General features: G+C 68.0%; 12 protein-coding genes. 8 read left to right on the forward strand and 4 right to left on the reverse strand.

Annotated elements, in window-relative coordinates; genetic code table 11:
- Positions 1-3,343: PAS domain S-box protein (locus tag L995_RS28555; protein ID WP_047474756.1), on the reverse strand; the 3,343-nt coding region annotated here is incomplete at its 3' end.
- Between the two features lie 138 nt (positions 3,344-3,481).
- Between L995_RS28555 and L995_RS28560 the strand changes: the two genes are divergently transcribed.
- On the forward strand, positions 3,482-3,754 hold the full coding sequence (locus L995_RS28560; RefSeq protein ID WP_047474758.1) for a DUF2061 domain-containing protein: 273 nt from the start codon (positions 3,482-3,484) through the stop codon (positions 3,752-3,754).
- A gap of 410 nt (positions 3,755-4,164) precedes the next feature.
- Here the strand turns inward: L995_RS28560 and L995_RS28565 are convergent, their stop codons facing one another.
- Positions 4,165-5,133 (reverse strand): LysR family transcriptional regulator, encoded by a 969-nt coding sequence (locus L995_RS28565; RefSeq protein ID WP_046238008.1) that lies wholly within the window; start codon positions 5,131-5,133, stop codon positions 4,165-4,167.
- A gap of 246 nt (positions 5,134-5,379) precedes the next feature.
- Between L995_RS28565 and L995_RS28570 the strand changes: the two genes are divergently transcribed.
- Positions 5,380-6,738: an aspartate aminotransferase family protein gene (locus L995_RS28570; protein ID WP_016447223.1), complete on the forward strand. Its 1,359-nt coding sequence runs from the start codon at positions 5,380-5,382 to the stop codon at positions 6,736-6,738.
- A gap of 80 nt (positions 6,739-6,818) precedes the next feature.
- Here L995_RS28570 and L995_RS28575 read toward each other — a convergent pair whose 3' ends face one another.
- Entirely contained in the window at positions 6,819-7,847 is a 1,029-nt protein-coding gene (locus L995_RS28575) for a Bug family tripartite tricarboxylate transporter substrate binding protein (protein WP_016454212.1), read from the reverse strand.
- 109 nt (positions 7,848-7,956) lie between these two features.
- Positions 7,957-8,973 carry a FadR/GntR family transcriptional regulator gene (locus L995_RS28580; protein ID WP_047474760.1) on the reverse strand — a complete coding sequence of 339 codons (1,017 nt, stop codon included), beginning with the start codon at positions 8,971-8,973 and terminating at the stop codon, positions 7,957-7,959.
- A gap of 244 nt (positions 8,974-9,217) precedes the next feature.
- On the opposite strand from L995_RS28580, the gene L995_RS28585 reads away from it, so the two are divergent.
- The 6 genes from L995_RS28585 to L995_RS28610 form a co-directional block, all read left to right on the forward strand.
- Positions 9,218-10,423, forward strand: a complete 1,206-nt coding sequence (locus L995_RS28585; protein ID WP_034365479.1) for an ABC transporter substrate-binding protein — start codon at positions 9,218-9,220, stop codon at positions 10,421-10,423.
- Between the two features lie 199 nt (positions 10,424-10,622).
- The gene (locus L995_RS28590; RefSeq protein WP_012207821.1) at positions 10,623-11,483 is read left to right on the forward strand and encodes a branched-chain amino acid ABC transporter permease; all 861 of its coding nucleotides are present in this window, start codon (positions 10,623-10,625) and stop codon (positions 11,481-11,483) included.
- Between the two features lie 5 nt (positions 11,484-11,488).
- The gene (locus L995_RS28595; protein WP_016447228.1) at positions 11,489-12,481 is read left to right on the forward strand and encodes a branched-chain amino acid ABC transporter permease; all 993 of its coding nucleotides are present in this window, start codon (positions 11,489-11,491) and stop codon (positions 12,479-12,481) included.
- Entirely contained in the window at positions 12,478-13,257 is a 780-nt protein-coding gene (locus L995_RS28600) for an ABC transporter ATP-binding protein (protein WP_047474763.1), read from the forward strand. The genes L995_RS28595 and L995_RS28600 overlap by 4 nt, the downstream gene beginning before the upstream one ends.
- Positions 13,254-13,964, forward strand: a complete 711-nt coding sequence (locus L995_RS28605) for an ABC transporter ATP-binding protein (RefSeq protein WP_047474767.1) — start codon at positions 13,254-13,256, stop codon at positions 13,962-13,964. The genes L995_RS28600 and L995_RS28605 overlap by 4 nt, the downstream gene beginning before the upstream one ends.
- Positions 13,965-13,996: 32 nt before the next feature.
- Positions 13,997-15,178, forward strand: a 1,182-nt coding sequence (locus tag L995_RS28610) for a Zn-dependent hydrolase (protein WP_231574554.1), incomplete at its 3' end; no start/stop codon positions are given.

Below are 15,178 nucleotides of genomic sequence, written 5' to 3' on the forward strand. Positions count from 1 at the left end.
CCAGGCGCGATGCCAGCCGGTACACGGCCTGCAGGCCCAGGTTGCCGGCCGCGCCGCGCACGCGGTGCGCCAGGCCGATCAAGGCCTCGGGTCCGGGGCGCTGCAGGGCACGGCGCAGGCGGTCGGCCAGGTCCAGCTGTTCGTTGAGGAAACGCCGAATGGCGGCCACCAGCGGATCGACCCGGCCCCACAGCGCAATGCCCGAGGCCCAGTCCACCGTGACATCAGGCAGCCCCGGCTGGGCGCTGGCGGGCGCGGGCGGCCTGGCCTCCTTGAGCGCCACCTGCAGCGACAGCAGGCGTGCGATCTCGGCCTGCAGCCGCGCCATGTCCAGCGGCTTGGAGGCAAAGCCGTCCATGCCGGCGGCGGTGGCGTCGCTGCGGTCCTTCTCCAGCACGCTGGCCGACAGCGCGACGATGGGCACGGGCCGGCGCTGCAGCTGCCGCTCCCAGACACGGATGGCGCGCGCCGCCGCCAGGCCGTCCATGCCCGGCATCTGCAGGTCCATCAGCACCACGTCGAAAGGCGGCTCCTGCGCCTGCACGCAGCGCAGCGCCTCGGCACCGTCGTGGGCCAGCACCATCTGGTGGTTCTGGCTGGAGAAGTTGATCTGCAGCAGCTCCAGGTTCTCGGGCACATCGTCCACGGCCAGGATGTGCAGCGGCGGCAGGCCGCGGCTGGCCGCCCCGCGCTCGGACAGCGGGCTCTCGCCGACCGGCAGGGGCAGGCGCACCTCGAACACCGTGCCCACGCCCACCGTGCTGTGCAGCTGGATGCTGCCGCCCATGAGTTCGGCCAGCTGGCGCGAGATGGTCGTGCCCAGGCCCGTGCCGCCGAAACGCCGCGTGGTCGAGGCGTCGGCCTGGGCAAAGGGGTCGAAGATGCGGTGGATCTTCTCGGCCGCGATGCCTATGCCCGTGTCATGCACATCGAGCTGGAGCACGCCCTGCTCGTAGCGCACGCGCAGCAGCACATGGCCGCGTTCGGTGAACTTCACGGCATTGCCCAGCAGGTTCACCAGGATCTGCTGCACACGCATGCCGTCGCCGCGCAGCGCGGCCGGCGTGTGCGGGTCGTAGTCCAGGCGCAGGTCCAGGCCCTTGCGATCGGCCGTGATGCGCAGCGATGCCAGGATCTGCTGGCACAGCTCGCGCACCGAGAAGTCCTCTATCTCCAGCTCCACCGCGCCCTTGTCGAGCTTGGCCGTGTCCAGGATGTCGTTGAGCAGGCGCAGCATGGAGCGCGCCGCGTAGTGCACCGTGTCCAGGTAGCGCGCCTGCGTGGGCTGCAGCGCGGTTTCGCGCAACGCCTCGGTGAAGCCGATGATGGCGTTCATGGGCGTGCGGATCTCGTGGCTCATGTTGGCCAGGAAGGTGCTGCGCGCGGCGGCCGCGGCTTCGGCATGCTCCTTGGCCAGCACCAGCTCCTGGGCCAGCTTGCGCTGGGCGCTGATGTCGGTGAGCAGCTTGACGATCTTGTAGGGCCGGCCGTCGGCACCGCGTATGGGGTTGTAGGTGGCCTGCACCCAGATGCGCCGCCCCTCGTGCCCGCAGCGCAGGAACTCGCCGGCCTGGAACTCGCCCTCGGCCAGGCGGCGCCAGAACTGCACATGCTCGGGCGAATGCGCATAGCCGGGCTCGCAGAACATGCCGTGGTGGCGGCCCGCGACCTCGTCGAGCCGGTAGCCGAACAGGTCCAGGAAATTGCGGTTGGCGCGCAGCACATGGCCGCGCAGGTCGTACTCGATGGTGGCCAGCGACAGGTCGATGGCGCGCACCGTGCCCTCGAACTCGGCATTGCGCGCGCGCGCCGCCGTCTGATCCATGATCACGCCGTCGATCCAGGTCAGTTCGTCCTGTTCGTTGAAGACGCCGCGCCCGGTCTCGGACACCCAGCGCGTGCTGCCGTCGCGGTGCAGCAGGCGGTAGTCGGCGTTGTAGGTCTGGCGCCGCGCCAGAGAATGCGCCACCGCAGCCTCCAGCCGGTCGCGGTCCTCGGCGTGGATGAGCCGGTCCCAGCCCGTGAGGCCATCGGTGAAATCCTGCTCGGTCCAGCCCGTCAACTCCTCGATGGAGCGGCTGAGCAGCAGCGGCGTCCATTTGCCGTCGTACAGGCAGCGGAACGTGGTGCCGGGCACGTTGTTGATCAGGGTGCGGTACTGCTCCTCGCTGCGGCGCAGCGACTGCAGCATCTGGCGGCGCTCGCGGATATCGGTCACAAAGCCCACGTACAGCGGATCGCCGGCAATCGCCACCCGGCCCACGGCCAGGCGCACGGCGATCTGCGTGCCGTCCTTGTGCATGGCGTTGATATCGCGGCTGGAGCCCAGCAGGCCCGCAAAGCCCGTGGCCAGATGCTTTTGCAGCGAGCCGCCATCGCCATCGCAGCCCGACGCGGGCATGAGCAGGCTGGCGCTGCGGCCCACCACCTCCTGCGCCGTCCAGCCCAGCAGCCGCTCGGCCGCGCCGTTGAACGACACGATGCTGCCGCGCCCGTTGATCATCACGATGCCGTCCACTGCCGTCTCCACCACGGCGCGCAGGCGCGATTCGCTGCGCTGCACCTGGCGGTAGATCTGGCGGTAACGCAGCGTCATGTTGACCGCGAACACCAGACCGAAGATCAGCACCACCATGCCGACGATGGAGAACACCAGCAGCGCATGCGTGGGCGACTCCACCTGCGCCAGCACATCGATCTCGGGCTTGAGGCGCAGTGCATACAGGCCCGCATAGTGCATGCAGGAAATGGCCAAGCCCATGACGATGCCGGCCACCAGCGTGGGCCACAGCCGGCCCGTGTTGCCCAGCCTGAAGCGCACCCACAGCGACAGCATGGCCATGCCTGCCGCCACGATCACCGACAGCAGCACGCCCCAGGGGTCGTAGAGCATCGAGGTCCAGGTCTGGGCCGCCGCCATGCCGATGTAGTGCATGGAGCCAATGCCCAGCCCCATGAGCACGCCGCCGCCCACCAGCGCCTGCGTGGACAGCTGCGGCCGCACCATCAGCGTCAGCGCCAGCCAGGACGCCAGCATGCTGGGCAGCATGGACAGCGTGGTGATCCAGGGGTCGTAGTCGCCAAAGGTGCAGGGCACGAAGGCCAGCATGCCGATGAAGTGCATGGCCCAGATGCCCGCGCCCAGGCAGAAGGCGCCCGTGAGCACGCCCACGCGGCGTATGCGCGGCGACGCGGCATCGCGCGCCAGCCCGGCAATCTGCATGGCCATCACCGACGTGGCCACGGCCACCAGCACCGACAGCGTCACCAGGCCCGGATGCAGCCACTGGAACCACTGCGGATGCGGCGCCCAGCCGAGCACGAAAATCTGGTCCCAGCTCATGGCGCGCCCCCGGCATGGCACAAGGCCGCAGCACGCAACCGCCGGCCATCGATAGTTTTTATAACTTTGATGATCATTTTCGATTGGCCATAACTATTTCACGCACCTAGCATGGAGTCTCATCCCGAGGAGAGCCCCATGAGCCGCATCCGCCAGACCCTTCACCACCACCGCCGCACGCTGTTGAAGACTGCCAGCTACTACGTCATCCATGTCACCGTGGCAGCGGCCGTGGCCTATGCCGTGACCCGCAATCTCTGGGCCGCGCTGACGCTCAGCCTGCTGGAGCCCACGGTGCAGGCCGTGGCCTTCTTCTTCCATGAAAAGCTGTGGGAGCGCAGCCTGCGCCGCCGTGCCGACGCGGGCGCCGGCATGGCGCCGCCCGCAGCAGCCACTGCGGCTGCGGCCTGAACCCGCCAGGAGCACGAACATGCCCACGCCCCTGCGGTCTTTCAGCGCGGACGCCTCATTCGGCAATTGGCTGACCGAAACCCTGGCAAGGATGGTCGATGGCGGCACGGGCTGAAACCCGGCCCTGCCGTGGCGGCAAGAGAGGTGGACATGGCGGCGCATGGTGCAAGAACCCGGGAAATGCGAAATCGTTGGTATCAAGGCGCTGCCCGTGCGGCCCATGGCCGGCACGGAATCCATACATGCCTTTCGACCGCATCGGGGCGGACTGAAGCCCCGGCGCCGGTCACAATGCCAAACATTGTCAAGCGCATACGCTGGAAAATATGTGCACAAGCTGTGTGAAAAGCTGTGTATAGCCTCTTCGCAAACCTGTGATTTTCCTCTTGCCAAGGCTGTGGCAAAGCCGTTCATTCACGGTGCACGCCCAGCAGCGCGTCGATGAACACACGGGCTGCACGCCCAGGCACCACGGCACTGCGCCAGACCGCGAAGAAATCACAGAGATAGAAGAACCGGTGGGGGGCCACGGCCTGCAGCAGACCCTGGCCCTCCATGGCCTGTGCATAGTGGTCGGGCAGAAAGCCCAGGTAGCGGCCCGATCGCACCAGCATGGCAATGGCCTCCTGGTCAAAACCGGTGGCCTGGCGCTGCAGGCCGGCCTGGTGGCTGAGCGCCATGTTGGGCGACTGGTAGCCCAGGCCTGCAAAGGCATGTGCGCCCAGGCTGTCCCAGTCCAGCCCGCCATGGTCGGCGCCATGCAGCGGATGGCCGGGAGCGCAGTACAGCTGCATGCGCTCGCCAAACAGCCGGGCGCTGTCCAGCGCGCCCGAACTGGGTGCAGAGGGCAGCACGCCCACCTGCCAGCGCCCCTCCATCAGTCCGCGCTCGATGGCCTGTATCGAGGCCACGTGCAGCCGCAGGTGCAGTTGCGGCGCCTGATCGTGCAGCAGGCCTATCGCCTCGGGAATGCGTGACTGCGGATTGCCCACGGTCTTGTCGAACAGCGCCACGTCCAGCGTGCCGGCCAGCCGGCCATGGATGTCGTCCACCTGGCCCAGAAACCCCTCCACGCCGCCCAGCAGCTGCAGCGTGGCCTCGTAGATGCGGTGGCCTTCGGGCGTGAGTGCGAAGCCGGCGCGCCCGCGCCGGCACAGCGTCAGGCCCAGGCGCTCTTCCAGGTCCTTCATGTGGCGGCTCAGCGTGGAGCTGCCGATGTTCAGCTCCAGCTCGGCAGCCGACATGCCGCCGCACTCGACCACGGCCTTGAACACGCGCAGCAGGCGCAGATCCATGTCGCCCAGCTGGCCCAGCGCCGCGCGCGCACGGCCATCGCGTGCCCGGCGGCTCGCAGGGGTATCCAGAGAAAATTCCGCCATCGCCATTCGCCTCCCGGTGTGCTTGCCGGACATGGCCACCGCTACAGGGGAGCCACTATAGGGGAGCCACGGGGCGGCAGTGGCGACGGATTCCCCCAATGCGCGCACGCCATGCAGCGACCGGCAGGCGCTTGATCACTTGCAGAAATATGCAAGTAAACCTCGATATCGTGCTCTTCGCGAAATCAAACAGCGCGCTCACAATGGGCCGATCCACATTTCTTCCCTAGGCTCGAGGAGATCGCCATGACCCTGGTTCCCACCGAACAAAGCGCCGCCCCCGCCACGCGCACCGATGCCGCCTGGCTCGAGGCCCACTGGATGCCCTTCACCGGCAACCGCGAGTTCAAGGCGCGCCCGCGCATGATCACCAGCGCCCAGGGCGCCTACTACACCGATGCCGACGGCCGCAAGATCTTCGACGGCCTGTCGGGCCTGTGGTGCTCGGGCCTGGGCCATGGCCGCCGCGAGATCGCCGAAGCCATCGGCCGCGCGGCCCAGCAGCTGGACTATGCGCCGGCCTTCCAGTTCGGCCACCCGGCCTCGTTCGCGCTGGCCAACAAGATCAAGGAGCTGACGCCCGCAGGCCTGGACCATGTGTTCTTCACGGGCTCGGGCTCGGAAGCCGCCGACACGGCGCTGAAGATGGCACGCGCCTACTGGCGCGCCAAGGGCCAGGGCGGCAAGACCCGGCTGATCGGGCGCGAGAAGGGCTACCACGGCGTGAACTTCGGCGGCATCTCGGTCGGCGGCATGGTGGGCAACCGCAAGACCTTCGGCCAGGGCGTGGAGGCCGACCACCTGCCGCACACGCAGCCGGCGCTGGGGTCCTTCCACAAAGGCATGCCTGCCACCGATGGCCGCGCGCTGGCCGACCGGCTGCTGGACCTGATCGCCCTGCATGACGCCAGCAACATCGCAGCCGTCATCGTCGAGCCCTTCTCGGGCTCGGCCGGCGTGGTGATTCCGCCGGCCGGCTACCTGCAGCGCCTGCGCGAGATCTGCACGCAGAACAACATCCTGCTGATCTTCGACGAGGTCATCACGGGCTTTGGCCGCTGCGGCGCCATGACGGGAGCCGAGGCCTTCGGCGTCACGCCCGACATCATGAACATCGCCAAGCAGGTGACCAATGGCGCCCAGCCCCTGGGCGCCGTGGTGGCCAGCAAGGAGATCTACGACACCTTCATGGCAGCGGGCGGCCCCGAGTACATGCTGGAGTTCCCGCACGGCTATACCTACTCGGCCCACCCCATTGCCTGCGCGGCGGGCGTGGCCGCGCTGGACCTGCTGCAGCGCGAGGACGGCCCGGGCCGCGTGCGCGCGCTGGCCCCGTTCTTCGAGCAGGCCGTGCACAGCCTCAAGGGAGCAAAGCATGTGGCCGACATCCGCAACTTCGGCCTGGCTGCGGGCTTCACCATCGAGTCGCTGCCCGGCGAGCCGGCCCGCCGTCCCTACGAGATCGCCATGAAGTGCTGGGACAAGGGCTTTTACGTGCGCTACGGCGGCGACACCATCCAGATCGCACCGCCCTTCATCAGCGAGAAGGCCGAGATCGAGCGGCTGGTCAGCGCCCTGGGCGATGCCCTGACCGAAACGAACTGAGCATCTCCGGCACATGAGAAAAGCCCCTGGGCCGTGAGGCCACAGGGGCTTTTTTGCATGGCAACGGCAAGGCTGCGAAATCAGTCCAGCGTGATGCCCGCGTTCTTGATCACATCGCGCCACTTGTCCACTTCCACGCGCAGGAACTGGGCCGAGGCATCGGGCTTGAGGCCCGAGGGCAGCACGCCCATGGCGTCCAGCTTTTCCTTGACCTCGGGCGCGGGCAGGGCCTTGGCGATCTCGGCGTAGAGCCGGTCCACGATGGGCTTGGGCGTGCCTGCGGGCACGGCCGCGAGGAACCAGGCATCGGCCGTGAAGTCCTTGAGGCCGGCCTCCGACATGGTGGGCACGTCGGGCATGGACTGCAGGCGTTCGTTGTGGGCCACGGCCAGCGCGCGCACCTTGCCGGCCTTGAGCTGCGCGGCAATGGTCACGGCCGTGAGAAAGCCGAAGTCGGTCTCGCCGGCGGCCAGCGACACCACCGAAGGCGCGCTGCCCTTGTAGGGCACGTGGCCGATCTTGACCTTGGCCTGCATGGCATACAGCTCGGCGCCCAGATGGTTGGGTCCGCCCGTGCCCGACGAGGGGTAGTTGAGCTTGCCGGGCTGGGCCTGGGCCGCCGCCGTCAGCTCCTTGAGCGAGTGGAACGGGCTTTGCGCGCCCACGGTGAGCACCAGCGGGCTGCGCGCCACCAGGCTGATGGGCGCGAAGTCGCGCAGCGGGTCATAGGGCAGCTTGGTATACAGGCCCTTGGCCATGGCCATGCAGCCCACGTCGCCCAGCACCACGGTGTAGCCGTCGGCCGGCGCCTTGGCCACCAGGTCGCAGCCGATGGTGCCGTTGGCACCGGGCTTGTTGTCCACCACCACCGTGGTGTGCATGCTCTCGCCCAGCTTTTGCGCCAGCAGGCGGCCCAGGATGTCGGTGGAGCCACCGGGTGCGAAGGGCACGACCAGGCGAATGGTCTTGGACGGATAGCTGCCTGCGCCCTGGGCATGGGCGAGGGGCGCCGCCAGCGTGGCCGCCAGCGCCAGGCCGCCGGCCAGGGCGTGCCACAGGGCTGCGCGGCGCACCGGGGTGCGGGAGGATGCGAAAGGGGTTTGTCTCATGCTGTTGTCTCGTGAGGGGGATGCGTGAAGGCCAAGCGCGCGGCAGCATACCAGCAGCGGGCAGCGCGAAACGCGTGGCGTGGGGCGCCGATGACCGGTGCGGGACAGCTCAGGAGGCCGCGCGCTTGCGTGCGGCAGCGGGACGCGCGGACGTGGCCTTTGCAGGCGACTTTGCCGGAGCCTTCGCAGCCGTCTTTGCGGAAGCCTTTGGGATGGTTTTTGCGGGGGCCTTTGCCGGGGCCTTCGCGGTGGCCCTTGCGCTCGCCCTTGCCGTTGTTTTTGACGCAGTCCCTGGCGCTGTCGCCGCGGCCTTTTCCACCGGCTGCACGGCGCGTCGCGGACGCGGGCTGCGCAGGCTGTCGGCATCGAGGATGAGCCGGCCCTGGATGCGGCCCTTCATGCGCTTGACGCTGCTGGCCGCATCGCGCATGTGCTCCTGCATCAATGCGCGCACCTTCGCAGCATCGCGCTCGCGCGCGGCCTGCACGATGCTGCGGTGGAACTGCGCATTGGCCTCGCCGAAGCGCCGGTGCTCGGCCTGCGGAGTACGGTTGGCGAAGACGATGAGCTGGCGGATCATCTCGTTGATCAGCTCGCAGGTGAAGCGCAGGAACGGGTTGGGGTTGGCGGCCGCCAGGATGTCGTGGAAGTTCACGTCCTCGCGCCGCTGGCTCACCAGGTCGTCGCTGCTTTGCGTGGGATCGCAGCAGGCGATGCTGTGCTCCAGGGCCTCGAAATCGGCCTCGGTCAGATGGGGCACGGCGCCTGCCGCCAGCTCGGGCTCCAGCATCTGGCGCACCGTGTAGATGTCGTCGATGGTCACCTCCTGGAAGAACAGGTAGTTCTGCATGAACTGCAGCGTGCGGTCCAGCGGCACCTCGACGACCGTGCCACCGCCCGAAGGGCCGGTGGAGATGGTGATCAGCCCCTGCACTTCCAGCGACTTGAGAGCCTCGCGGATCGTTCCCTTGCTGACCTGGAACTGGGCCTGCAGCTCGCTTTCGCGCGGCAGGCGGTCGCCGGGGCTGAGGTTCTTTTCGGTGATCAGGCGCTTGATCTCCTGGGCCACCAGATCCGGGCGCTTGAGCTGCCGGATCGCCAGGGGGGCCGACTTGGGTGTAGCCATTGTTGTGTTCTCCGGAAGGGCACCGGATCGTGTCCGCGCCCAGTCTGCATACGGGTTTGGTGCAGTATGCACCGCCATGGCGCGTGGGCGTTTGCGCCTAGGGTTAGCACGCGCCCTATTCCTTCTATTTATCACTATAAATATGAATCAAGGAGCCTGCACGCACCCGTTTCGACTGGCATGCAACTTGCTCTGAAAAGCGTACCCGGGCCGCAGCGCCTTCAGTCCCCATCACGGAGATCCCATGCAACGTCGTCACCTCCTGCAACTCTCGGCACTGGGCGCATTGCCCGCATCGCTGGGCCTGGGCCGCAGCGTCTGGGCGCAGTCCAAGGACAGCATCCAGTTCGCCTGCCCCGTGCCCATGTCGGGCGCCTTCGCGGCCAACGGCAAGTACGCGGACCTGGGCATGAAGCTGGCCATAGAGCAATACGGCAAGGCGCTGGGCCGCCCGCTGGCCTACACCGTGCTGGACACCGAGGGCAAGCCCGCCACGGCCGTGCGCAAGCTGCAGGAGTCTTCGCAGCAGCAGGGCACGCGCTTTTTCGCAGGCGGCATCCTGTCGTCGGAGGCGCTGGCCATGGGCAAGGAGGCCGAGAAGGCCGGCGGCATCTTCATCACCACCGCAGGCGCAGACGAGATCACGGGCAAGGACTGCAACAGCGCCACCTTCCGCTGGTCGGCACCCACCTTCGGCGCCATCGAGCAGACCGTGCGCCCGCTGATCGAATCCCTGCCCAAGGCCAAGCGCTGGTACACCATCACGCCGCAGTACGTGTTCGGCGACGGCCTGCTCACGGCGGCCAAGAACATCTTCAAGGAAAAGGGCATCGAGCATGTGGGCAACAGTTACCACTCGCTGACCGAAAAGGAGTTCAGCGGCTACCTGACCAATGCCGTGGCCGCCAAGCCCGACGTGCTGCTGCTGCTGAACTTCGGCGCCCAGTCCTCGGACACGCTGCGCCAGGCCATCAGCTTCGGCATGAACAAGAACATGACCATCCTGATCGCCTGGGCCTCAGGGCTGGAGCAGTTCGAGTCGCTGGGCGCTGACCTGTGCGACGGCGTGTACTTCGGCGCCCAGTACTGGCACACGGTGGACACGCCGCTCAACCGTGATCTGGTGCAGCGCTGCAACGACAAGTTCAAGGCCAATCCCAACTACAGCCTGGCCGGCCACTACATCTGCACCAAGCTGATGATCGATGCCATCGTCAAGGCCGGCACGGTCGACCCCAAGGCCGTGGTCGCCGCGCTGGAAGGCATGAAGTACCAGGGCCTGACGGGCGAGGAAGAGGTGCGCAAGGCAGACCACCAGGTGCTCAAGAACTACTACCTGCTCAAGGGCAAGGCCAAGTCCAAGATGAAGAACAAGGACGACTACGTGGATGTGGTCAGCTCCGGCAAGTCCTTCCTGCCCGTAGACCAGACCGGCTGCAAGCTGGTTTGAGATGGAAGGCACCCCCTGAGGCGCTGCGCGCCTTCCCCCTCTCCTTCGGGAGGGGGACGACACCCTCGCGGCGGGGCGGCCCTTGCTCGGTGTCCCTGAGTTGGGCCGTGCCAGTTCAAGGGCTCAGCCCTGTGTCGCACGAGGTTCAAACCATCGCGCATTCCGCGCCGCCTCCTTCGTCCATCGTTTCGGACCCTGTATGAGCATCTATCTGCTTCAGACCATCAACGGGATCGGCATAGGCATGCTGTATTTCCTGTTGGCCGTGGGCCTGTCCATCGTTTTCGGCCTGCTGCGTTTCGTGAATTTCGCGCACGGTGCCTTCTACCTGCTGGGCGCCTATTTCTGCTACCAAATGACGCGCTGGGGCATGAGCTTCTGGCTGTCCCTGGTCGTGGTGCCGCTGGCCGTGGGCGCGCTGGGCTGGCTGGTGGAAAAGCTCATGCTGCGCCATGTGTATGCCAAGGCGCATGAGTTCCACATCATCGTCACCGTGGGCCTGGCCCTGGTGGTGCAGGAGCTGGTGATCGTGCAATGGGGCCCGCTGGGCGACAGCGTGGCCGTGCCCGATCTGCTGCAGGGCGTGGTGATGTGGGGCAGCTTCGTCTATCCCAAGTACCGGCTGTTCGTGATCGGCTTCACCGCCGTGCTGGCCGTGCTGCTGTGGTGGCTGCTGGAAGGCACGCGGCTGGGCAGCGCGGTGCGCGCGGGCAGCGAATCGACCGAGATGGTGTCCCTGCTGGGCGTGAACGTGCTGCGCATCTTCAGCCTGGTGTTCGCGCTGGGCGCAGCCACGGCGGCGCTGGCCGGCGTGCTGGCCGCGCCCATACGCGGCGCAGAGCCCTTCATGGGCGTGGAGGCGCTGGGCGTGGCCTTCGTGATCGTGGTCGTGGGCGGGCTGGGCAGCTTCGGCGGCGCACTGGTCGGCGGCCTGCTGATCGGCATCGTGCAAAGCGTGATGAGCACGCTGTGGCCCGAGGGCGCGCGCCTGATGATCTACGTGGCCATGGCCGCCGTGCTGCTGCTGCGACCCCATGGCCTGCTGGGCCGCAAAGGATGAAGACCATGACCAGGCATTCCCATCTCCTTCTCGCGCTGGCCATCGTGGTGGCCATGCCGCTGTGCATGCAGTCGGGCTCGCTGGCCAGCGAAGTGCTGATCTTCGGCCTCGCGGCCATGGGCTGCAATCTGCTGCTGGGCTACACGGGGCTGCTGTCCTTCGGGCAGGGCATCTTCTTCGGGCTGGGCAGCTACACCATCGCCCTGCTGCTGACACGCTGGCCCCTGCCCATGCCGCTGGCCCTGCTGGCCGCCACCGCCATGGGCGCCGTGGGCGCGGCCATCGTCGGCTGGGTGGCCATACGCCAGCGCGGCACCTATTTCGTGATGCTCACCCTGGCGTTTGCGCAGATGTTCTACTTCATCGCCTACTCGGCCACGGACATCACCGGCGGCGACAACGGCCTGCTCGATGTGCCCCGCCCCGCCCTCGCGGTGGCCGGCCAGACGCTGTGGCCGCTGGCCACGCCCTGGCAGTACTACGGCTTTGTGGCCGTGCTCTTTCTGGTGGTGTTCTGGCTGCTGCGCCGCGTCTGCGACTCCATGTTCGGCCGCACGCTGCTGGCCGTGCGCGACAACGAGGAGCGCGCCGCCGCCGTGGGCTACGACCTGAGGCTGCTGAAGCTGCAGGCCTTCGTGATCTCGGGCGCGGTCACGGGCCTGGCCGGCGCGCTGCACGCCATGATGACGGGCATCGCCCCGCTGTCCAACGCCGAGTACCACACCAGCGAAATGATCCTGGTGATGACCGTGATCGGCGGCACGGGCAACCTGCTGGCCTCGGTGCTGGGCGCGGCCTTCTATGTGCTGCTGGGCGACTGGCTGTCCACGCTGTGGCCGCGCTGGCTGCTGCTGCTGGGCGTGGTGCTGATGATCGTGAGCCTGGGCCTGCAGCGCGGCCTGTGGGGCCTGGGCGAGAGCCTGTGGGCCCTGGTGCGCCGCAAAGGGCCGGCAGATGCCGAGGCGGCCGCTGCAGAAACCAAAGGAGGCCAGGCATGAGCGCCACAGCATCTCCCATCCTGCTCGAGGCCGTGGGCGTCGAGAAGCGCTATGACAAGTTCGTCGCCCTGGGCGGCGTGGACCTCAAGGTCCGCGCCCACACCGTGCACTCGGTGATCGGCCCCAACGGCGCGGGCAAGACCACCCTGTTCCACATGCTCACGGGCACCAAGAGCGTGAGCGGCGGGCGCATCGTCTTCGACGGCCACGACGTGACGCGCGAGCCCGACCACCGCCGCGTGCGGCGTGGCATGGCACGGTCCTTTCAGGTCACCAGCCTGTTCCTGACCCTGCCCGTGCGCGAGAACCTGCGCCTGGCCGCCCAGGGCGTGGCGCCCGCCAGGGCGCTGGACTGCTGGAACGCGCCCGTGGGTGCTCGCGCCCTGGCCGACACCGTGGCCAGCGTGCTCTCGCGCCTGGGCCTGGAGCGCCATGCGGACACGCCGGCCGGCAACCTCTCGCACGGCCAGCAGCGGCGGCTGGAGGTGGGCATGGCCCTGGCCGCGCGGCCCAAGGCCATCTTCCTGGACGAGCCGACCTCGGGCATGGGCATCGATGACCTGGACGAGATGAAGCGCCTGATCCAGGGCCTCAGGGATGAGCACACCGTGGTGCTCATCGAGCACAACATGAACATCGTCATGGACATCTCCGACACCATCACCGTCATGCAGCAGGGCCGTGTGCTGGCCGAAGGCCTGCCCCACGAGATCCGCGCCGACGAGCGTGTGCGCAGCGCCTATCTGGGCAACATGATCACGGGAGGAAAGGCATGAGCGGTCCCCTGCTTTCGGTCGAGGGCATACACGCCCACTACGGCAAGAGCCATGTGCTGCAGGGCGTGTCGCTGCAGGTGCAGGACGGCGAGCTGGTCACGCTGCTGGGCCGCAACGGCGCGGGCAAGACCACCACGCTCAAGTCCATCGCAGGCGTGATGCAGCCCTCGCAGGGGCAGATCCGCTTCGGCGGCGAGCCCGTGCACCGGCTGGCCACGCACCAGGTGGCCCAGCGCGGCATCTGCCTGGTGCCCGAGCACCGCGGCATCTTCAAGCTGCTCACGGTGGAGGAGAACCTGATGCTGGGCCAGCGCAAGCGCTCGCCCTGGCAACTGGCCGACATCTACCGCATCTTCCCGCGCCTCAAGGAGCGGCGCGGCAACGGCGGCGGCCAGCTGTCGGGCGGCGAGCAGCAGATGCTGGCCATAGGCCGCGCCCTGATGAACGCGCCGCGCCTGCTCATGCTGGACGAGCCCGTCGAGGGCCTGGCGCCCGTGATCGTGGAGGAGATCGTGGCCCAGATCAAGACCATCAAGGCCGCTGGCGTGGCGATCTTGCTGGTGGAGCAGAACCTGGAGGTCTGCACCCAGCTGGCCGACCGCCACTACATCATCGAACAGGGTGCGATTGCGCACGAGGCAGGCAATGCCGCTTTCCTGGCCGATGACGCCATCAAGGACCGGTATCTCGGTGTAGGGATCGCCTGATCCACCGCCTTTCGCATTCCCAGGAGTCATTCATGGATCTCAGTACCCCTCTTGCAGCCGCCGCCGTTGCGGCCGGGCTGCGCACCGACGGCGCCCGCCTGTGGCAATCGCTGATGGACCTGGCGCGCATAGGCGCCACACCCAAGGGCGGCGTGTGCCGCCTGGCGCTGACGGACCTGGACCGCCAGGGGCGCGATCTCTTCGTGCAGTGGGCGCGCGAGGCCGGCTGCAGCATCCGCGTCGATGCCATCGGCAACATCTTCGCGCGCCGCGCAGGCCTGGACGATGCGCTGCCGCCCGTGATGACGGGCAGCCACATCGACACCCAGCCCACGGGCGGCAAGTTCGACGGCAACTACGGCGTGCTGGCCGGGCTGGAGGTGCTGCGCACGCTGGGCGATGGCGGCGTGCGCACGCGCGCCCCGTTGGAAGTGGCCGTGTGGACCAACGAGGAAGGCTCGCGCTTCGTGCCCGTGATGATGGGCTCGGGCGTGTTCGTCAATGCCTTCACGCTGGAGCATGCGCTGGCCCAGCGCGATGCCCAGGGCGTGAGCGTGGACGAGGCGCTGCGCGCCATCGGCTATGCCGGGCCGGCCGGCCCGGCGCCTGCGGTGGGCGCATATTTCGAGGCCCATATCGAGCAGGGCCCGGTGCTGGAAAACCATGAACGCGTGATCGGCGTGGTCAGCGCCGCGCTGGGCCAGCGCTGGTACGACGTCAGCGTGCAGGGCATGGAGGCCCATGCCGGCCCCACGCCCATGGAGCTGCGCCGCGACGCCCTGCTGGCCGCCAGCGACCTCGTGGCCGAGGTCAACCGCATCGCCCTGGACCGCCTGCCGCATGCGCGCGGCACCGTGGGATCGCTGGAGGTGTTTCCCAACTCGCGCAACGTGATCCCGGGCGGCGTCAAGCTCAGCGTGGACCTGCGCGCGCCGGACGACGGCCAGTTGCTGGACATGGATGCCGCACTGCGCGCGGCCTGCGAGCGCATTGCGGCCGCGCATGGCGTGACCGTTGGCGTGGAGCAGGTCGTCTACTTCCCGCCCCAGCCCTTCACGCCGCACCTGGTGGAGGCCGTGCGCGCCAATGCGGCCGACCTGGGCTACAGCGCCATGGACGTGGTCAGCGGCGCGGGCCACGATGCTGTCTACCTGGCGCGCGTGGCGCCTGCCGCCATGATCTTCGTGCCCTGCGCCGACGGCATCAGCCACAAC

The sequence above is a fragment of the Delftia sp. ZNC0008 genome, from assembly GCF_000799035.1.
GTDB classification, from domain to species: domain Bacteria; phylum Pseudomonadota; class Gammaproteobacteria; order Burkholderiales; family Burkholderiaceae_C; genus Comamonas; species Comamonas tsuruhatensis.